Source organism: Nocardia sp. CA-145437 (genome assembly GCF_050956485.1).
GTDB lineage: Bacteria > Actinomycetota > Actinomycetes > Mycobacteriales > Mycobacteriaceae > Nocardia.
The window spans coordinates 7195214-7214663 of sequence record NZ_CP191204.1 but is presented as its reverse complement, the minus strand read 5'-3'; the positions used below and the strand labels follow the sequence as shown (position 1 = coordinate 7214663).

At 69.9% G+C, this 19450-nt stretch carries 16 protein-coding genes; 6 read left to right on the top strand and 10 right to left on the bottom strand.

Annotation, left to right across the window (positions count from 1 at the left end; translation table 11 throughout):
* Positions 1-15 precede the first annotated feature (15 nt).
* From ACQPYY_RS33385 to ACQPYY_RS33375, 3 genes are read left to right on the top strand one after another with little or no spacing between them, the layout of a single operon-like run.
* Positions 16-1227 (top strand): HpcH/HpaI aldolase/citrate lyase family protein, encoded by a 1212-nt coding sequence (locus ACQPYY_RS33385; protein ID WP_433592200.1) that lies wholly within the window; start codon positions 16-18, stop codon positions 1225-1227.
* Positions 1224-3653, top strand: coding sequence for a phosphoribosyltransferase (locus tag ACQPYY_RS33380; protein WP_433592199.1), 2430 nt, complete (start codon positions 1224-1226; stop codon positions 3651-3653). Before ACQPYY_RS33385 ends, ACQPYY_RS33380 begins: the two co-directional genes overlap by 4 nt.
* A gap of 21 nt (positions 3654-3674) precedes the next feature.
* Entirely contained in the window at positions 3675-4481 is an 807-nt protein-coding gene (locus ACQPYY_RS33375) for an HAD family hydrolase (protein WP_433594794.1), read from the top strand.
* A 3-nt stretch (positions 4482-4484) separates the two neighbouring features.
* Here the strand turns inward: ACQPYY_RS33375 and dhaM are convergent, their stop codons facing one another.
* The 4 genes from dhaM to ACQPYY_RS33355 form a co-directional block, all read right to left on the bottom strand.
* On the bottom strand, positions 4485-5210 hold the full coding sequence (gene dhaM / locus ACQPYY_RS33370; protein WP_433592198.1) for a dihydroxyacetone kinase phosphoryl donor subunit DhaM: 726 nt from the start codon (positions 5208-5210) through the stop codon (positions 4485-4487).
* Entirely contained in the window at positions 5207-5818 is a 612-nt protein-coding gene (gene dhaL / locus ACQPYY_RS33365; RefSeq protein WP_433594793.1) for a dihydroxyacetone kinase subunit DhaL, read from the bottom strand. The genes dhaM and dhaL overlap by 4 nt, the downstream gene beginning before the upstream one ends.
* Positions 5818-6819 (bottom strand): dihydroxyacetone kinase subunit DhaK, encoded by a 1002-nt coding sequence (gene dhaK, locus ACQPYY_RS33360; protein ID WP_433592197.1) that lies wholly within the window; start codon positions 6817-6819, stop codon positions 5818-5820. The genes dhaL and dhaK overlap by 1 nt, the downstream gene beginning before the upstream one ends.
* 101 nt (positions 6820-6920) lie before the next feature.
* Entirely contained in the window at positions 6921-7661 is a 741-nt protein-coding gene (locus ACQPYY_RS33355) for a hypothetical protein (protein WP_379102723.1), read from the bottom strand.
* 111 nt (positions 7662-7772) lie between these two features.
* Between ACQPYY_RS33355 and ACQPYY_RS33350 the strand changes: the two genes are divergently transcribed.
* Positions 7773-9050, top strand: a complete 1278-nt coding sequence (locus ACQPYY_RS33350; protein WP_433592196.1) for a TerD family protein — start codon at positions 7773-7775, stop codon at positions 9048-9050.
* Between the two features lie 33 nt (positions 9051-9083).
* On the opposite strand, the gene ACQPYY_RS33345 is transcribed toward ACQPYY_RS33350, so the two are convergent.
* The 3 genes from ACQPYY_RS33345 to ACQPYY_RS33335 form a co-directional block, all read right to left on the bottom strand.
* Positions 9084-10697, bottom strand: a complete 1614-nt coding sequence (locus tag ACQPYY_RS33345) for a glycosyltransferase family 87 protein (RefSeq protein WP_379103725.1) — start codon at positions 10695-10697, stop codon at positions 9084-9086.
* A gap of 93 nt (positions 10698-10790) precedes the next feature.
* Complete coding sequence (locus ACQPYY_RS33340; protein WP_379103723.1) at positions 10791-12965, bottom strand: transglycosylase domain-containing protein; 2175 nt, start codon at positions 12963-12965, stop codon at positions 10791-10793.
* Positions 12966-13745: 780 nt separating this feature from the next.
* On the bottom strand, positions 13746-14159 hold the full coding sequence (locus tag ACQPYY_RS33335; protein ID WP_357274638.1) for a DUF5318 domain-containing protein: 414 nt from the start codon (positions 14157-14159) through the stop codon (positions 13746-13748).
* A gap of 194 nt (positions 14160-14353) precedes the next feature.
* Between ACQPYY_RS33335 and ACQPYY_RS33330 the strand changes: the two genes are divergently transcribed.
* Together ACQPYY_RS33330 and ACQPYY_RS33325 are read left to right on the top strand one after the other, a co-directional pair.
* Positions 14354-14935, top strand: a complete 582-nt coding sequence (locus tag ACQPYY_RS33330) for a PadR family transcriptional regulator (protein WP_357274636.1) — start codon at positions 14354-14356, stop codon at positions 14933-14935.
* Positions 14928-16025: an inositol-3-phosphate synthase gene (locus ACQPYY_RS33325; RefSeq protein WP_357097432.1), complete on the top strand. Its 1098-nt coding sequence runs from the start codon at positions 14928-14930 to the stop codon at positions 16023-16025. The genes ACQPYY_RS33330 and ACQPYY_RS33325 overlap by 8 nt, the downstream gene beginning before the upstream one ends.
* A gap of 129 nt (positions 16026-16154) precedes the next feature.
* Here ACQPYY_RS33325 and ACQPYY_RS33320 read toward each other — a convergent pair whose 3' ends face one another.
* From ACQPYY_RS33320 to ACQPYY_RS33310, 3 genes are read right to left on the bottom strand one after another with little or no spacing between them, the layout of a single operon-like run.
* Complete coding sequence (locus ACQPYY_RS33320) at positions 16155-16580, bottom strand: GyrI-like domain-containing protein (protein WP_379102717.1); 426 nt, start codon at positions 16578-16580, stop codon at positions 16155-16157.
* Positions 16581-16587: 7 nt separating this feature from the next.
* Positions 16588-17190 (bottom strand): effector binding domain-containing protein, encoded by a 603-nt coding sequence (locus ACQPYY_RS33315; RefSeq protein WP_357274630.1) that lies wholly within the window; start codon positions 17188-17190, stop codon positions 16588-16590.
* A gap of 28 nt (positions 17191-17218) precedes the next feature.
* Positions 17219-19432: a transglycosylase domain-containing protein gene (locus ACQPYY_RS33310; RefSeq protein ID WP_433592195.1), complete on the bottom strand. Its 2214-nt coding sequence runs from the start codon at positions 19430-19432 to the stop codon at positions 17219-17221.
* Positions 19433-19450: the final 18 nt, after the last annotated feature.

Below are 19450 nucleotides of genomic sequence, written 5' to 3'. Positions count from 1 at the left end.
GCGACGATGACCGCGATGATCACCAGCGACTCGGACGTCGCACCGGTCTCCTTGCGGAAGCGCTTCCCGCTGCGGCATTTCCGGCAGGTTCCGGGCCCGGAGCTGCGGCGGCTGTTCTACCGCCTGCCCGAGGCCTTCGGCGGTTCCCGCGATCGCGACCTGCTCGCCATGGCGCTGGGCGCGACCCTGTACGTGCCCGCCACCCGGGCCGACCTCACCGCCACCATCCTGCGCCGCGCCGAACGCGGCGTCTGCTCGATGGTCATCGACCTCGAGGACGCGGTCGCCGACCACGCCGTCGAACACGGGAAGTGGCAGGCCGCCGCCACCCTCGACGAACTGGCGGCCAGCGGCGAGGCCTACCCGCTGCTGTTCGTGCGGGTGCGCGACCCGCAGAGCATCGGCGAGATCGCCGGACGGCTCGGGGCGGGCGCGACGGCGCTCACCGGATTCGTGCTGCCCAAGTTCGACAGCGGCTGCGCCGCCGACTACCTGCACGCGCTGGAACTCGCCTCGGAACGGCTGGACCGCACCGTCTTCGGTATGCCGGTGCTGGAATCTCCCGCGCTGGTGCACCGCGAGACCCGTGATCGGGAACTCGGCCGCATCGGTGAGCTGCTCACCGCGCACCGCGACCGCATCCTCGCCGTCCGCATCGGGGCCACGGACATGTGCTCCACCTTCGGGATTCGCCGCGACCGCGACCTCACCATCTACGACGTGCGCGTGGTCGCCGACGTCATCGCCGACATCGTCAACTATCTGGGCCGCGCCGACGGCACCGGATTCACCATCACCGGACCGGTGTGGGAGTACTTCGCCGACCACACCCGCATGTTCCGGCCGCTGCTGCGCACCGCGCCCTTCGCCGAGGTGGACGCCGTGCCGTTCCGGCAGTCGCTGGTCAGCCGGGACATGGACGGGCTGCTGCGGGAGATCACCCTGGACCGCGCCAACGGCATCCAGGGCAAGACCGTCATCCACCCCACCCACGTCGCGGTCGTGCACGCGCTGTCCATCGTGACCCACGAGGAATACGCCGACGCCGCCGACATTCTCAGCACCGGCGCGGGCGGGGTCGCCGCCTCCGAGTACCGCAACAAGATGAACGAGATGCGCCCGCACCGCAGCTGGGCCCACCAGATCATGCTGCGCGCCCGCGTCTTCGGCGTCGCCAACAAAGGAGTCTCCTTCGTGGACCTGCTCAAGGCCCTGGTCGAATCGTGACCGCCGACTCCGCCCTACCCTCGGCCACCCGCGAACTCCCCTGGGCCACCCGGGAACTCGGCCTCACCCTGCGCCACACCGGCACCTGCCTGCCCGGTCCGGAATGGCGCGTGGAGACGCTCGTCGAACCCGGGCTGCGCCGCAATCCGCGCCGCGCCCACCTGCTGGTCTCGACGGTGCTCGGCAAGCATCTGCCCACCGACCCGCACCGGGTGCTCGAGGCAGGGGACCGGCTCGGCGACCTGGTGCTCGAGGTACTCGCCGCGTCCGGCGATCGGCCCGGCGCCGCGGTGGTGCTCGGCTTCGCCGAAACCGCGACCGGGCTCGGACACACCGTGGCGGCCCGCATCGGCGCCCGGTGCTACCTGCACTCCACCCGCCGCGACGTGCCGACCGCCGACACCCTCGCGGGCTTCGAGGAGGGCCACTCGCACGCCACCTCCCACCTGCTGCAACCCATGCCCGCCGCGGTCTTCCACAACGACTTGCCCATGGTGCTCGTCGACGACGAGATCTCCACCGGCGCAACGGCACTGGACGCCGTCCGCGCCCTGCACGCCCTGACCCCGCGCACGCACTACATCCTGGCGTCCCTGGTGGACATGCGGACCGACGCCGACCGCCGCGCCTTCGAGCAGGCGGCCGCCGACCTCGGCGCGCGCATCGACACCGTCTGCCTGGCGGGCGGGCGCACCGTGCTGCCCGCGGACCTGATCGACGCGGTCGCCGCACTGCCCGAACCCGTGCTGAACCCGGTCGCCGAACGCCGGGGCGCCTGCACCCGGGTCGAGATCCCCTGGCCCCACGATGTTCCCGAGGGCGGCCGCCACGGCTTCCTCGACTCGGACACCGCACCCTTCGAGGCGGCGCTCGCTCGCGCCACCAAGGCCCTCTCCGCCGAACTGGCCGAGCCGCGGCCGGTCATCGTCATCGCCCACGAGGAACTCATGTACCTGCCGCTGCGCATCGCGGCGGGATTGGCGGACAACGGGATTCCCGCCCGCTACCAGACGACGACGCGTTCACCGGCCTATGTTCTCGACCAGCCGGGGTACCCGCTGCGCCGCGGATTCCGCTTCACCGCGCCCGAGACCGGCGAGGACGCTCCGCGATACCTGTACAACGCCCGGTGGCCGGGCGAGGACCGTACGGCGGACCATCCGATCCTGCTGGTCGTCGTCGACACCCCGGCGGACACCGAACGGCTCACGGCCGCAGGCGGTCTCGTCGACGTGCTCACCGCGTCGGGTTCCGATGTGCTGCTGGCCGTGCTGACCGAATCGGACCCGCGCGCGCTCGCCGCGACGCGTTCGGCGCCGCCGGAACCGTTGTACGGGCCGGAGTTCGGGTCGTACCCGCGCAACGAGGTGGCGTGGCTGCTCACGGATCTGTCCGGCGTCGCCCTGGAAGCCGATGTCGCCGAGCGTGAGCGGCGGATCCAATCGGGGGCGGCGCACTACGCGGAGTCGCTGCCGGTGGAGTACCAGCCGGACACCGAGTATCGGGAGCTGTTCGACCGGGTGCTCGAGCAGAGCGCCGAGCGGCTGGCGCTGGCGGTGGCGACCGTCGCGGAGCTGGTGGTCGCCGAGCGCGGGGACGACATCGTGCTGGCGTCCCTGGCGCGGGCCGGGACGCCCGTCGGCGTGCTCATGCGCCGGTGGCTGGGCGGCCGGGGGATCGAGGTGCCGCACTACGCGGTGTCGATCGTGCGGGATCGCGGAATCGACGCGGCCGCACTGGATCACCTCGCGCGCCACCACGATTCGGCGCGGGTGGTGTTCGTGGACGGATGGACCGGCAAGGGCGCCATCACCCGTGAGCTCGACGCGGCGCTGGCGGCGTATCACGCGGCGGGCGGGGCCCGGTTCGATCCGGACCTGGCGGTACTGGCCGATCCGGGTGGCTGCGCGCGGACCTTCGGCACGCGCGACGACTTCCTGATCGCCTCCGCATGCTTGAATTCGACCGTGTCGGGGCTGATTTCGCGCACGGTGCTCAATGACCGGCTGCTCGGGCCCGGACAGTTCCACGGCGCCAAGTTCTACCGCGATCTCGCGGGCGCGGACCAGTCCAACCGCCTGCTGGACGCCGTGAGCGGCTGCTTCGACCGGGTGCGCCCGCAGGTGGACGCGCGGGTGCGCGAGCTGCTGGCCGCCGACCGGACCCCCACCTGGGCCGGCTGGGCCTCGGTGGAGCGGGTGCGGGCCGAGTACGGGATCTCGAGCGTGAACTTCGTGAAACCCGGTGTGGGAGAGACCACCCGGGTGCTGCTGCGGCGGGTGCCGTGGCGGGTGCTGGTGCGTGATCCCGACGCGGGCGAGCACGCGCACATCCGGCTGCTCGCCGCGGCGCGCGGCGTGCCGGTCGAAGTCGTGCCGGATTTGGCGTACGCCTGTATGGGCTTGATCAAGGAAGTGAAGGGGTAGCGGGTGCAGCAGCGCGAGGTGATGGTGGCGACCGATCTCGATCGGACGCTGATCTATACGCGAGCGGCCTTCGGGAACGCGGACCCCGACAAGGTGTGCGTGGAAGAGTATGAGGGACAGCCGCTCTCGTACATGACGGTGACGGCGGCCGAACGGCTCGAGATCCTGGCCGAGACCTCGGCCGTGGTACCGGTCACCACCCGCACCATCGAACAGTTCCAGCGCATCCGCCTGCCCGGCGGGCCGTGGCCCTACGCCGTCACCAGCAATGGCGGCAGCATCCTGCGCAACGGACTGCCGGACCGGCGCTGGCGTTCCGCCCTCGACGCCCGGGTGCGCGCCGAATGCGCCACCCTCGTCGAAGTGCGCGCGGAACTGCGGGCCCGCGTGGACGAATCGTTCGCGCTGCGACTGCGCGAGGCCGACGACCTGTTCTGCTACCTGGTCGTGGACCAGGACCGGCTGCCCGCCGGATTCCTCGCCGACTGGGACGCCTGGTGCCGCCCGCGCGGCTGGACGGCCTCGCAGCAGGGCCGCAAGATCTACGCCATGCCGACCCCGGTGTGCAAAAGCCATGCGATGCGCGAGGTTCGACGCCGCATGCTCGACTCGGGTGAACTGCGCGCCGGGTCGCCGCTGCTGGCCGCGGGCGACGGCTCACTCGACGCGGAGATGCTGATCACCGCGGACGCCGCCATCCGGCCTCGCCACGGCGAGCTGGAACAGCGGAACTGGAGTCATCCCCGGGTGGCGGTCACCGCGGCGTCCGGTATCCGGGCGTCCGAGGAGATCGTCGACTTCTTCCTGGGCGCGGCGGTCCCGCGCTAGGCGTCAATTCACGGTCAGGGCGCGAACTTTCGCGACGGCCCGGGCCGCGTCGGGACCGGTCGCGCGCACTTCCAGCCGATGACCGGGGAGTACGCCGAGGGTGAGGACGCGGGTCAGGCTGTCGCCGGGCACCGGTCCGATGCCGGTGGTGTCATTGCGGAGTTCGACGTGTGCGTCGAAATCCCTGAGGGCCGAGACCAACTCGGCGGCAGGGCGGGCATGCAATCCGTGCCGACCGGTCACCTCGAATATCTCGATGACAGCCGAGTTATCCACAGGTGCACTACCTGTGGATGGATGTGGATCGATCGCGACCCCCGGCTCCGCGGAGGAACCGAGCTGCGACCGCTTCGCGGTGAGCGCGCCGTCGGCTTCGCGGGCCACGGTCTCCAGATCAGCGCCCCCACCCGCCACGGCCAGCGCCGCGACCAGACCCTCGACCAGCGGTGCCGCGGAGAGATGAACCCGCACTGGGGATTCGAGCAGATCGAGCGCCGTCTCCGCGGAAAGCACAGCGCTCCCCAGATCCATCAACACCAGCACGCCGTCCCCGGAATCGGCCTCCCGGACAGCGTCGGCGACCATGACCGCGTCGGTGCCGAATTCCTCCGCGGACAGGCCTGCCGCGATCCGCACCGCCACGCCCTGATCGGGCAGCAACCCGGCGGCCAGCGCCACCGCGGCCTCGGCCAGCGCGCGGCTGTGCGAGACCACCACCAGTCCGATCATCGCAAGGCCCGCCGCGCCGCCCGGACCAGCAGGGCGGCACTGGTCGCGCCCGGATCCTGGTGTCCCGCACTGCGTTCACCCAGATACGACGCCCGGCCCTTGCGCGCCACCAGCGGCGTCGTGGCATCGCGACCAACCTCCGCCGCGGCGACCGCGGCATCCAGGGCCACCTCGGCCGAAGCGCCACCCGCGACTTCCTCGTCCAAGGCATCGGCGGCGGGACCGAGGGCATCCACCATGGTCTTGTCCCCGACCGCGGCCTTTCCGCGCGCGATCACACCGTCCAGGCCCGTCCGGAACGCCCGCGCGAAATCGACGATGTCCGAACCGCTGTCGATGGCGCCGGCGAAGCGCAGGAAGAACGTGCCGAACAGCGGACCGCTGGCGCCGCCGATGGTGCGGATCAGTACGAGCGCGGTCTGCTTCATGGTCTCGGCCGGTGACGACGAATCATCCAGTGCCGCAACGACCGCTGTCATTCCCCGCCGCATATTCGTCCCGTGATCGGCATCGCCGATGGCGGCGTCCAGTGCGGTCAACTCCGTGGCGTGTTCGTCCACCAGCGCCGCGAATCCGCGCACCCACGCGGACACGTCGACCGCCGCCATCAGATGCCCCACCGCAGCGCCGGAGTCCGCACCGGCGCGTCCCACAGCGCCGTCAGCTCCTCGTCCAGGCGAGTCACCGTGACCGAGCAGCCCGCCATGTCGAGTGCGGTGATGTACGGCCCGACCAGCGAGCGCTCGACGTGGATCCCCCGCCCGCGCAGGATCCGCGCCACCTCGTCGAACATCAGGTACAGCTCGATGAGCGGCGTCCCGCCCATGCCGTTGACGAAGCACAGCACCCGATCACCCGCCGCGAACGGCAGATCCGCGAGAATCGGCTCCAGCAGCATCCCCGCCACATCGCGGGCCGGGGCCAGCGGCACCCGCTCCCGGCCGGGCTCGCCGTGGATGCCGATGCCGATCTCCATCTCGGCGTCGCCCAGCGCGACGGTGGGGTGCCCGACGGCGGGGACGGTGCAGGAGGTCAGCGCCATCCCCATGCTGCGCGAGCACGCGTTCACCAGTTCCGCGATGCGCACCACCGCGTCGAGCGGCCGGCCCTGTTCGGCGGCCGCGCCCGCCATCTTCTCCAGGATCACCGTCGCCCCGACACCCCGACGCCCCGCGGTGTAGGTGCTGTCCTGTACCGCCACATCGTCGTTCACCACGACCGTGCGGACCTCCGCACCGGATTCGGCGGCGGCCAGTTCGGCGGCCATCTCGAAATTCATCACGTCGCCGGTGTAGTTCTTCACGATGTGCAGCACGCCCGCCCCGGAGTCCACGGCCGCGGTGGCGGCCTGGATCTGATCGGGCACCGGGGACGTGAAGATCTCGCCGGGACAGGCCGCGTCGAGCATGCCGAGGCCGACGAAGCCGCCGTGCAGGGGTTCGTGTCCGGAGCCGCCGCCCGATACCAGGCCGACCTTGCCCGGGCGCGGCGCGTCGGCGCGCACCACGATGCGTTGTTCGGCGTCCACCCGCAGTTCCGGATGCGCCGCGGCCATCCCGGCCAGGGCGGCGTCCACCACCTCGGCCGGATCGTTGATGAGCTTCTTCACCGAAATCTCCCGTCGGAAGGCCGGTTCGGGTCCCCGTGAGTCAGACTCGCACCGCCGGTGCGGCGGCGACGTGGTTTCGGGCTTTTGGGACGGGATTCGGGCTACGCCAGCGGTTGCGCGGGTTCCTCGAGGGAACGGGCCAACTCGATATCGGTGACCAGCTGCACCATCAGATCCCGCAGTTCACCGTCGGGCAGATGGTCGGCGGCGAATTCGAACGGCTCGGAGACGTCCAGGCCGCCCTGGGTGGCGGCCAGGATCACCCACGGAATCCCCACCTCGGCCACGCCGAGCCGTTCCCGGATCAGATCGGTGGTGTCCTCCACCAGGGCGGTGCGCGCGGCCACCGCGGCCGTCATCCGCTCGTCCAATTCGATCCGGCGGCGCTCCAGCAGACCCGCGTCCACTGTCGCCTCCTGTTCCGGCGTGGTGCGGACCGAACCGTCGTCGTAGACCTGGAAGCCCTCGTTCACGCAGAGGGTGCCCAGCGACACCTCGGCCTCGGCCAGCTCCGGCAGGGTGCGCAGGCAGTCCAGCACCGCGTCCAGCGCCGCCACCAGGCGGTCCCGAATATCGCGGCGGCGCACCAGCTCCCGATCGGCGTCCTCGCGCTCGGAGAGCACCTGCTCGACCGCGCGCCCGATCTGGAAGGCCATGGCCGTGGATTCCGGGGCCCAGCCGCCGCGCGGAGTGAACTCGCCCTCCTTGGGCGTGATGGTGTCCAGGAAGGCGTTCACCGCGTCCAGCAGGTCGCGCAGCTGGTCGCGGGACACGGCCGGGTGTCGGAAGGCGCGTAGGTACTGTTCGTGCGCTTCCGCGGGTTCCACCTCACCGTCGCTCACGGTGCCGATACTGCCACGCGTTCCCGGCATACTCGGCTACCACGCCTCCGGCTCGTGTCGCCATGTTCTCGTAGAGTGGCAGCGACCGCACCGTCAAGCGAAGGGTCGATCGTGTCCGCAGTTTTGGTGAAGGGCCAGAACGGTCCGCTGAGTGTCCACGAACTGGTGATCAGCGTGGAGGTGGCCGCACCGGCCGATCTGTCCGCGCTACTCGTCACCCCGGCGGGCACGGTGCGCACCGACGCCGATTTCGTGTTCTTCAACCAGCCCTCCGGGCCGGGGGTGACACTGCGCCCCGGCGCGCCGGGCACGCCCGCCGTGCTGGCGGTGTCGCTGGACGCGATTCCCGCTGATATCGAACAGCTTCGGGCCGTCATCACCCTCGACGACGCCAACAACAGTTTCGGGCAACTGTCCGCGCCCGTGGCCCGGGTCTCCGACGCCGCCGGAAACTCGCTGTACGAGTACCGGATCGAGGGCCTGAGCACCGAATCCATCGTCATCGCACTGGAGTTGTACCGCCGCCAGGGCAGCTGGAAGGCCCGCGCGGTCGGGCAGGGGTACGCGGGGGGCTTCGCCGCGCTGGTCACCGACCACGGCGTGCGCGTCGACGACGCGCCGCAGCCCGCGCCCGTGTCCGCGCCCGCACCCGAGCAGCTCGCCCCGGCCACGGGCGGATATCCGCCCCCGCCCGGGCAATTCGAGCCCACGGGCGGTTACCCGCCGCCTCCCGCGCCCACCGGCGGCTTCCCGCCTCCGCCTCCTCCGCCGCCGCCCGCGCCGCAGGCCGATCGCGATCTGCCCACCGGCCACGTCGTCAGCCTGGTCAAGGGTCAGCGCATCAACCTGCGCAAAGAGGGCGGCGCGGCACTGAGTTACGTGAAGATGGGTCTGGGCTGGGACCCGGTCAAGCGCGGCGGCATCTTCGGCAACAAGGCCGTGGACGTGGACCTGGACGCCTCGGTAGTGATGTTCGCCGGACACGGACCGGTCGACGTCGTGTACTACGGAAGCCTCACCTCCAAGGACGGGTCCATCCGCCACCAGGGCGACAACCTGACCGGTGAGGGCGAGGGCGACGACGAGGAGATCAGCGTCGACCTCTCGCGCATCTCGCCGTCGGTCACCACCCTGCTGTTCATCGTGACCTCCTACAAGGGCCACACCTTCGAACAGCTCGCCAATGCCTACTGCCGCCTGGTGGACAGCGCCACCAATGCCGAGATGGCACGCTTCACCCTCACCGGCGGCATGCCGTTCACCGGCATGGCCATGGGCAAGATGTTCCGCGCGGCCCCCGGCGCGGACTGGAAGTTCCAGGCCCTCGGCGAGGGCTTCCAGGCCAAGCACCCGGGCGAGGCCGTACCGCAGCTGGCCCGCTTCCTCTGAGGCGGTGAGCGGGCCCCGGCCCTGAGCGTCGGCTCAGGGCACGGGTTCCGGCCGGCGCGGCCACAGCCAGGACGGCAGCCACGGATCCTGAGGATCCGGGGCGCGGTCGAGCACACCGCCGCCCGGATCGTCGGCGCCGTCGCGGCGCACCGGATCCTCGGCCGGACGGTAGATCTGGCGGATCACCAGGACGCACAACGCGATCACCGCCAGATCGCGCACCACCACGGTGCCGGTGAACCACTGCTCGGGCAGACCCTTGTGATCCGGGCCCAGGTAGTAGTACATGCGCGGCACCCACACCAGGGCGTCGATCGTCATCCAGGCCAACAGGATCCGCCGGTGCGGCAGCGCCAGCACGGCCAGCGGCACCAGCCAGATCGAATATTGCGGACTCCACACCTTGTTGGTCAGCAGGAACGCCGCCACCACCAGGAAGGCCAGCTGCGCCAGGCGCGGCCGCCGCGCGGCGGTCAGGCCGATCCAGCCGATGCCCGCGCACGCCGCGATGAACAGCAGCAGCGACACCGTGTTCAGCACGGTCGGCACGTCCTGCGAGCCGAGCACCCCGTCGAATCCGGCCCAGCCGGTGAACGAGGTGATCACGTTGTAGATCGAATCCGGGTCCGCGTGCCGTTCGGTGTTGAGCCGGAAGAACTCCCACCAGCCGTTCGGGTACAGCGCCGCGATCGGCGCGTTCACCGCCAGCCAGGTGATCGCCGCCGACGCCACCGCCGCGCCCGCGGCCCGCATCGGCGTCAGGCCGCCGAAGGCCGCGTCGTCCTCATCGCGCCGTTCGGCGCGGACGCACAGGATCAGGATCGGGCCCAGGAGCAGCAGCGGATACAGCTTCGCCGCCCCGCCCAAGCCCAGCAGGATGCCCGCCAGCACCGGACGGCGGCGACCCCAGGCCAGCAGGCCGCCCGCCGCGAAAGCCGTTGCCAGCAAATCGAAGTTGGTGAACGCGTGCACCGCCACCAGCGGCGACAGCGCCACCAGCGCGGCATCCCAGATCCGCCGCCCGGCCGACAGCGCGGTCGCCCAGATGGTCACCAGCCAGGCCAGCGCCAGGCCGATCGCCACCACATTGAAGTAGATGACCACCTCGAGCGCGCCGCTGCCCGGCAGCGGAGAGACCTTCCACGCCTTGGCGATTCCCATGGAGACGTACTGGTACATCCCGGACAGCACCGGGTACTCCATGTAGCGGACCTGCGGTTTGCCGTCGCTGAACTCGACCCACTGCTTCTTGTACGGGAACGCGCCCTCGTTGAGATGCTCGGCGCCGTACAGCGGGACCGTGTCCGAGTAGCACATGGCCAGGTACTGGCGGCCGTTGTTCCAGTCCAGGCCCATGACTCCCGAGGAGTCCGGCCGCTGCTGGATGCAGCCCGCCTTGCCGAACCAGCCGAACGCCAGGAACAGCACCGCGAACGCCATCAGCACCCGCATCGGGGTCCAGAAGCGGACCCGGCCGATCACCGCGTGGTCGCCCACCGGGCCGCCGAGCGGATCGCACAGCTGCGCGGTCAGCGTGTCGGTGCGACTCGGCTTGTCCCGGTCGTCGACCGACTGCAGATCGGCCGCCAGCGGCGCCGGCGACTCGTAGCCGACCGGCGTATCACGCTGCGCGCGAGCCTGTTCCACTCCTGCTGCCTCCCCCGGCTCCGGCGCCGCGCCGGCCGGTCCGCTCGCGGCGGCCGACCGGTGCGCCAGTTGCTGCTCGATCACGCCAGCAGGCTACCGATTCGGCCGTCCATTGCCGTTGCCGGTACCGCCACCGCTGTTCGGAGCCGTGGTCGTGGCGCCCCCGTCCGCGGGCGCGACCGGTTGCCCGGACATCGGACCGGTGCCGCCGCCCTGCTGCTCCTGGGTGGGTTCGGGCTGGGTCTGCTGCCGCTGGTTCTGCGGATTCGGCGCCAGGCCCGGCACCGGGATGGAGAACCCGGGCAGACCCGGAATCGGCATCTGGCTGGTGGTGACGACCGGGGGCAGCGGCGCCTCGGTGGTCGAGGGCGCGGTGTACGGCGCCGACCAGGACGGCACACCACCCTGCGAGCTACCGATATTGCCCGGCTTCGGGAAGGACTCGTTCGTCGTGCCCTTGAGCGCGCCGTCCATGGTCGACTTCCAGATGTCGGACGGCAGGCCCGAACCGTAGATCATGCCGCCATTGGCGTTGCGCAGCTTCTCGTTTCCGGCGGCCGTGCCGATCCACACCGCGGTGGACAGCGACGGCGTGTAGCCGACCATCCAGGCGTCCTTGTTCTCGATGGTGTCGCCCAGCTGGGCGGTACCGGTCTTGGACGCGGACTGGCGGTCACCCGCGAGCTGATGTTTGTTCGAGTACTGCGCGATCGGCTTCATCGCGTCGGTGACGTTGTCGGCCACCGCCGCCGAGACCTTGCGCTCACCGGCCACGTCGCCGCGATCCATCAGCACGGTGCCGTCGGAGGCGACCACCTTGGTCACGAAGTGCGGCGCGTGGTACATGCCCGACGCGGCCAGCGTGGCGTACGCCGAGGCCATGTCCAGCACGCGAACGTTGTACTGGCCCAGCACGATACCGTTGTTCGGCGATGAGCCGTCCGGCTCCACCAGCGTCTTGCCGATGCCGTCGACGCTCGCGGGGATGCCGAGCCGGTGCGCCATGTCGGCGATCTTCTGCGGGCCGTTGCCCGGCATGTCCAGCATCATCCGGTAGAAGCTGGTGTTGTAGGACCGCTTGGTGGCCTCGGCGATGGTGCACATGCCGCAGTTCTCGTCGGCGACATTGTGGATCTCGATGCCATTGACCTTGAACGGCGAGGAGCTGTCGTACATGGTCGAGAGCGGCTTGCCCAGTTCCAGGTTCTCGGCCAGGCCGAACACCTTGAACGAGGAGCCCGGCTGCAGACCGGCATTGGCGAAGTCGAAGCCCTGGCCGTCGGAGCCGCCGTAGTAGGCGCGCACCGCACCGGTCTTGGGATCCACCGACACCACCGCGGCCTTCAGCTTCTCCGGCTCGCCGTCCATCACCTTGTTCACCGCGTTGACGGCGGCGTCCTGGGCCTTCTGATCGATCGTGGTGGTGATCTGCAGGCCCTGGGTGTTCAGATCGTGCTCGGAGATGCCCGCGGCTTCCAGTTCCTTGAGCACCTGGGTCTTGATCAGGCCCTCCGGGCCCGCGTCCAGGGTCTTGTCGTGCTGCGCCTCGGCGGCCGAGATCACCGCCGGGTACTGCATGTTCGCGCGGTCCGCGGCGGGCAGGTTGCCGCCGTCGACCATGCCGTCCAGCACGTACTTCCAGCGGGTCTGCGCGCCCTGCGGGTTCTTCTCCGGATCCAGGTTCGACGGCTGCTGAATGGTGGCCGCCAGTACCGCGCCCTCGGCCACGCTCAGATCCTGCACCGGCTTGTTGAAGTACGCCTTGGACGCCGCGTCGATGCCGTACGCGCCGCGGCCGAAGTAGATCGTGTTCAGGTAGGCGGCCAGGATCTGGTCCTTGGACCACTGCTTGGCCATCTTGGCCGAGATCACCAGCTCACGCAGCTTTCGGGTGAGCGAGTGCTCGTTGCCGACCATCGCGTTCTTCACGTACTGCTGCGTGATCGTCGAACCACCACCGGCGCTCGAATTGCCGGTCAGCTGACCGACGAACGCGCGGCCGAAGCCCTGGATCGAGAAGCCCGGGTTGGTGTAGAACGACCGGTCCTCGGCCGCGATGACCGCGTTGCGGACGTGCGGCGGGATCTGGTCGATCGTCACATCGGTCCGGTTGCCCTCGGGCGGAATGATCTTCGCCAGCACCGAATTGCCGTCGGCCAGGTAGATGGTGGCCACCTGGTTGTTCTTCAGGTCACCGGGCTGCGGCACGTTCACCGTCGAATAGGCGTACAGGAAGACCGTGCTGCCCAGACCGAGGACCAGCGCCATGCCCACGTAGATGGTCCGGCGGATGATCCGCCAGATGGAGGTCTTGCGAGGCGTGCCCTTACCGCCGCCCTGGCCGCCTCCGGAACCGTTGCCGCCCGGCCGCCGCGGCGGCGGGCCGGGAGGGGTGCCGCCCTGGGGCCGCCGGGTGGCGGGCTGGCCACCGGTCGGCGGCCGGTTGCCGTCGGCCGGGCGGGTCCGCGTCGCCGCGCCCGCGCCCGCCGCGGCGCCCGCGCGCGCCCCGCGATCGGAGACCCGCTGGCCGCGGTCCGGGGCGGCCGCCCGGGAGATGTGATTCGGAACCGCCTGTCGCGCGCCGGTGTTCACGCGCTGATCGGCGGCGGGGTTCGGAAGCTTGCGGGTCGCATCCGGATTGCCGGGTCTGGGCGGCGGCGACGCGGGCGGTCCGGGCCGGCGGGCCGGCTGTCCGCCCTGCGGCGCGCCCCCGCGCGGCGGCTGGCCGTTCGGTCCGCGCGGCGGCATCCCGCCGGGACCACCGCCGTTGCCGCGCTGCGGGCCACCGGGCCCCATGGGCTGACGCGCCCCGGGCGGCGGCCCCGCGGGCCGTCCCCCCTGGGCCGGCGGCGGGTAACCACCGGGGCCGGGTTGCGAACCGCCACGGGGGCGGCCGCCGTGCGGTCCGTCGTCATAGGGCGATGTCACAGCCTGGCTCTCCAATTACTTCTCGATACGGTCCGGGTCCCCGGGCAGGGCTCGATGCGGTCACTGTCGGTGTACCGCGGCGGGCATGCGTGCCCGCGGATCAGCAGTCGACGTGGCCTCTCACTCGGCGGCCGTACGACGGGTGCCGGCGCGGCGTCGGCCCGTCGGCGCCGGGGCTAGGCCAAGCACATAGGACTGCACCAGATGGTTCCAACTACAGGTCCGGCACACCTCGACCACATGCACCGAGAACTCCTCGCGAGTCTCGGCCAACCGGACCAGTTCCTCCGGCGCGCGGGCGGAGCCCGCGACGGCGCCCAGGCCGTCGCCGTAGACCCACGAGACGAGTGTCAACTGCTCTTTCCTGCAGATAGGGCATGTGACCTCGCTTCCCCGCCCGTGGAACTTCGCCGCCCGCAGGAGGTACGGATTGGCATCGCACACATCCGCGACGTCCACCCGCCCCGCGTAGACGTCGGCCAGCAGGGACCGGCGCCGAAGCGCATAGTCCACTACCTGCCGCTGTATTCGCACGCGACCCAGAGTACTTGCGGTGGCCCTCGGCCCGCACGCCCCGGACGGACTCTGATCAATTCGCCACACGGCGTAACGCGGGTCGCCACACGCCGGGTCGCGGTGGTTCGGTGCGCCGTTTATATCGGCGCGATATAGTTTGGAACTGCATCCATCGGTTAGGTCTGAACACAACAGTCAGGGGGTGAAGCCCGGTGCTGGAGTTGGCAATCCTCGGGCTGCTCCTCGAGTCACCGATGCACGGCTATGAGCTGCGCAAGCGGCTCACCGGTCTGCTGGGCCCGTTCCGGGCCTTCTCCTACGGGTCGCTGTATCCGACCCTGCGGCGCATGCAGGCCGACGGCCTCATCGCGGAGGAGAGTCCGCAGGGCCCTGCGACAGCCTCGTGGTCGAGCTCTGCAACGCGCCGTGCGCGGCGGGTCTACAACCTGACTGACCCGGGACGGGAGCGGTTCGCCGAACTGCTCGCCGACACCGGACCCCAGAACTACACCGACGACGGCTTCGGCGTTCATCTGGCCTTCTTCGGCCGCACCCCCGCGGAAGCGCGGATGCGAATCCTGGAGGGGCGGCGGAGGCAGGTCGAGGAGCGCCGAGAAGGACTGCGGGAAGCGATAAAGCGAGCCAGTGGGCAACTGGACCGCTATACCCGCCAGCTCCATCAACTCGGTCTCGAATCAAGCGAGCGCGAAGTGCGCTGGCTCAACGAGTTGATTGCTGCGGAGCAATCGACGAAGGCGGCACCACAGAAAGAGGGAAATATCGGCCATGAGTGAGATCAACACCGAAGTTCGGGTGGCCATCGTCGGCGTGGGTAACTGCGCATCTTCCCTGGTTCAGGGCGTGCAGTACTACAAGGACGCCGACGAGAATTCGACCGTCCCCGGACTCATGCACGTGAAGTTCGGTCCGTACCACGTCCGTGATGTGAAGTTCGTCGCCGCGTTCGACGTCGACGCCAAGAAGGTCGGCTTCGACCTGTCCGACGCGATCTTCGCCAGCGAGAACAACACCATCAAGATCTCCGACGTGCCGCCGTCGGGCCTGACCGTGCAGCGTGGACCGACGCTGGACGGCATCGGCAAGTACTACGCGCAGACCATCGAGCTGTCCGAGGCCGAGCCGGTCGACGTCGTCCAGGCGCTGAAGGATGCCAAGGTCGACGTCCTCGTCTCCTACCTCCCGGTCGGTTCGGAAGAGGCCGACAAGTTCTACGCGCAGTGCGCCATCGACGCGGGCGTGGCCTTCGTCAACGCGCTGCCGGTGTTCATCGCCTCCGACCCGGTCTGGGCCCAGAAGTTCATCGACGCCGGCGTGCCGATCGTCGGCGACGACATCAAGTCCCAGGTCGGCGCGACCATCACCCACCGCGTGATGGCCAAGCTGTTCGAGGACCGCGGCGTCGTGCTGGACCGCACCTACCAGCTCAACGTCGGCGGCAACATGGACTTCAAGAACATGCTCGAGCGTGAGCGCCTGGAGTCGAAGAAGGTCTCCAAGACCCAGGCCGTGACCTCCAACCTCGAGGGCCCGCTCTCGGGCAAGGTGTACGACCGCAACGTGCACATCGGCCCGTCGGACTACGTCGAGTGGCTCGACGACCGCAAGTGGGCCTACGTCCGGCTCGAGGGTCGCGCCTTCGGTGACGTGCCGCTGAACCTGGAGTACAAGCTCGAGGTGTGGGACTCGCCGAACTCGGCCGGCATCATCATCGACGCCGTCCGCGCCGCCAAGATCGCCAAGGATCGCGGCATCGGCGGACCCGTCCTCCCGGCCTCGGCCTACCTGATGAAGTCGCCGCCCAAGCAGCTGGCCGACGACGTGGCCCGCGCCCAGCTCGAGGCCTTCATCATCGACGCCGAATAACTCTCATCGGTCTCAGGGGGCCTGCGCCCCCCGAACACCCCCGATGGGCGACGTGGGGGCTCCACCCCCACACACCGAACACAAAGGGCGGCATCGCAATCGCGATGCCGCCCTTTTCGGTTTTCGACGTCAGTCGAGGGAGACGTAGACCTCGACGGATGTGGGACCGGTGTAGCGCTCGATCTCCGCGGTGTGGGAGCGGGTGATGGTGCCCGCGTTCTCGGCCTTGGCGACCTGGGCCCAGGCGGTGCGGAGCAGGTCGTAAGGCTTGTCCGAGACAACGAATTTCGCGTAGCGGCCCGAGGGGATGCGGGTCATGACGTCGCCGGTGTCCAGGTCGGGCAGGCCCGAAAGCTCGTATCCGAGAACGGCTACCGCGTGATCGTTCTGGCCGATGTAGGCGGCGACGCGTTCGGCCTTCTTCTCCCGGGCCAGATAGCGGTCCCAGGTGAAGTTCACCAGGTCCAGGTCGCGGGCGGTGACCTCGCGGCCCGCCAGGGGGATGGTCAGCCCGCCGACCAGGAATTCCTCCAGGGTGACGATTTCGAAGTCCACTGCTCCCCTACCCCTCCGCGCTCGGATCCAGCGCGACGAAAACCTCCACCGTCCGGTTGTCCGGATAGTGCTCGAAATCCCCGGTGTAGGCGCGCACCAGGCTGCCGGCCGCCTCGAGATCCCAGACCGTCCGCCAGATCGACACGATCACGTCGCCGAGATTGTCGCCGCTGCGAATGAAGCGGGCGAAAACGCCGCCCGGGATACGCGCCAGTACATCGCCGGGCAATAGGTCGTCCGGATTCTTGCATTCGTAGCCGACGATATGGGTCAGATACGAACCGATCTCGGGTGCGTGATCCACGTACGCGGTCGCGGGCGGGCCCGGCAGATCGCGTGCGATCGTTCTTTTCCAGGCCTCCTCGACCTTCGCGCGGCGCGGCCCTTCGACCGCGAGTGCCGGGCTGCGTAGCACCGTTCCGGCTACCAGCGTTTCGTGGCGTTCAACAACATTGAATTCCACCGGCGTCGCCCCTAAGTCTCGTGCTGTCTCCGACCCCACCCTGCTCCCAACCCGCATCCTGCCACCGGCATTCGGAGTCGCTGAATCCGGTAGCGGGTTCCACAATATCCGCGGCCGCGCGCGGATGGAGCGGTAGGCACGAAACATGATCAACAGGACATGAATGTTATGAACGCTACCCGGGGACGGGGACACTGAGGCCGGGGAAGATCTCGACCTCGCGAGGCGTGGGAGCGGGCGGAATCACCAGGACCGGTTCCTGCGCGGGGGCCGGGGTCGGCGGGTTCAGGATGTCGTAATTGCTGTTGGCGGGGGGATTTCCGGCGACCGGCGCCGAACCGGGGAACTGGTCGACCGGTGTTCCGGCCAGCGCGGCGTCCATGGTCTGCTTCCAGATGTCGGACGGCAGGCCGGAACCGTAGATGGCGGCGCCGCGGGCTGTCCGGATGGGTTGGGGCTGTTCGGTTCCCACCCAGACCGCGGTGGACAGCGCCGGGGTGAAGCCGACCATCCAGGCATCCTTGTTCTGGCCGGTCGTGCCGAGCTGGGTGGTGCCGGTCTTGGCCGCGGACGGGCGGCCGGCCAGGCCGTGGCCGTTGGAGTAGGCGGCGATGGGGAGCATGGCCTGGGCGACGGAGTCGGCGACGCCGGCCTGGATGCGCTGCTCGGACCCGCCGGGCGCGGCGCCGCGGTCGAGCAGCACCCGGCCGTCGCCGGTCACGACCTTCTGCACGAAATAGGGTGCGCGGTAGGCGCCGGAGGCGGCCAGGGTGGCGTAGGCCGAGGCCATGTCGATCGGGCGCACCGAGTAGGCGCCCAGCACGATGGCGGGCAGCGGCGGGCCGCCGCCGTCCTCGGTCAGGGTCTTGCCGGGAATGCCCGGGATCTGGTCGGGGATACCGGCCTGGTGGGCCGCGTCGGCGATCGCCTTCGGGCCCTCGAACAGGGTTCCGGACAGCCGGTAGAAGCTGGTGTTGAGCGAGCGCTTGAACGCCTCCCCGAGCGAGCAGGTGCCGCAGGACTCGCCGTCGACGTTCTGGATCTTCTCGCCGTTGACGGTGAGTGGCGCGCTGTCGAGCTGGTAGGTCAGCGGAATTCCCTGTTCCAGCGCGGCGACCACCGCGAAAGTCTTGAAGGCGGACCCGGTTTGCAGCGGGGCCTGCGCGAAATCGAAGCCGATGCCGTCGGGTCCGCCGTAGTAGGCGCGCACCGCGCCCGAGCGCGGGTCGACCGAGACCACCGCCGAGCGCAGTTCGCCCGGCTGCCCGGCCAGCGCCTTGCCGACCGCGGTCAGCGCGCCCTGCTGGGCCTTGGCGTCGATGGTCGTGATGATCTGCAGCGCACCGGTATTCAGTTCGCGCTCGCTGATCCCGGAGGCGCGCAGTTCGCGCAGCACCTGGGCGCGGATCAGGCCCTCGGGGCCGCGCGGGGTGCTGTCGTCCACCGCCGGGGCCGGGATGATGAGCGGGAACTGGGTGGCGGCGCGGTCGTCGCGGGTCAGCGTGCCCATCTCGACCATGCCGTCGAGTACGTAGGCCCAGCGCGCGCGCAGCTGGTCGAGGTGGCTCTCCGGGTCCAGCAGCGACGGGGTGCGGATGACCGAGGCCAGTACCGCGCCCTCGGCCAGGGTGAGTTCGGGGGCGGGCTTGCCGAAGTAGGAGTGGGCCGCGGCGGAGATGCCGTACGCGCCACGACCGTAGTAGATGGTGTTGAGGTAGGCGGCGAGGATCTCGTCCTTGCTCCATTCGCGGGCCATCTTGGCGGAGATGATGAGCTCGCGCATCTTCCGGCTCAGGGTGCGTTCCGAACTCAGGAAGGCGTTCTTCACGTATTGCTGGGTGATGGTGGAGCCGCCGCCGGCGTCGTCGCGGCCGAGCAGGTTGTCGCGGGCCGCGCGCAGGAACGCCGACGTGGAGTAGCCCGGATTGGAGTAGAAGTTGCGGTCCTCCGCCGACAGCACCGCCTGGCGCACCGGCAGCGGCACGTCGGTGAGCGGCACCGGCACCCGATTACCGTCCGGCGGAACGACCTTCGCGATCACGGTGGCGCCGTCGGAGGTGAAGATGGTGGCGATCTGGTTGGTCTGCACCGCGTTCGGGTCCGGGATCTCGGCGCTCCAGTAGGCGACGCCCAGCAGGGTGGTCGGCATGACCACCAGCACCAGGAACAGTGCGAGGACCAGTCGCCGGATCCGCTGTCCGCGGGTGCGCGCCGGTGGAGTATCCGGTTGATCAGGGTTGATGGGCGGCTTGGCCCGCCGCCGTGGGCGGCTCGGCGAGGGATGCCGCTGCCGATGAGATGCGCTGGCCGCCAGCTCGTTCCACTCCGCCCTGGTGGCGGACGCTTCCGGTTCTCCTCCGTGCCGGTCGCGGGACGAGCTCACGAGCATCTCCTTCCGGAGCGTCGA

Bases quoted from the DNA above. Each gene is read 5' to 3' on its own strand.
- ACQPYY_RS33385 (WP_433592200.1), top strand. From the start codon at position 16: ATGATCACCAGCGACTCGGACGTCGCACCGGTCTCCTTGCGGAAGCGC.
- ACQPYY_RS33375 (WP_433594794.1), top strand. From the start codon at position 3,675: ATGGTGGCGACCGATCTCGATCGGACGCTGATCTATACGCGAGCGGCC.
- dhaM (WP_433592198.1), bottom strand. From the start codon at position 5,210: ATGATCGGACTGGTGGTGGTCTCGCACAGCCGCGCGCTGGCCGAGGCC.
- dhaL (WP_433594793.1), bottom strand. From the start codon at position 5,818: ATGGCGGCGGTCGACGTGTCCGCGTGGGTGCGCGGATTCGCGGCGCTG.
- ACQPYY_RS33340 (WP_379103723.1), bottom strand. From the start codon at position 12,965: ATGGCGCTGGTCCTCGGTCTGGGCAGCACGGTCTTCCTGTACGCCTAT.
- ACQPYY_RS33325 (WP_357097432.1), top strand. From the start codon at position 14,928: ATGAGTGAGATCAACACCGAAGTTCGGGTGGCCATCGTCGGCGTGGGT.
- ACQPYY_RS33315 (WP_357274630.1), bottom strand. From the start codon at position 17,190: ATGTTTCGTGCCTACCGCTCCATCCGCGCGCGGCCGCGGATATTGTGG.
- ACQPYY_RS33310 (WP_433592195.1), bottom strand. From the start codon at position 19,432: ATGCTCGTGAGCTCGTCCCGCGACCGGCACGGAGGAGAACCGGAAGCG.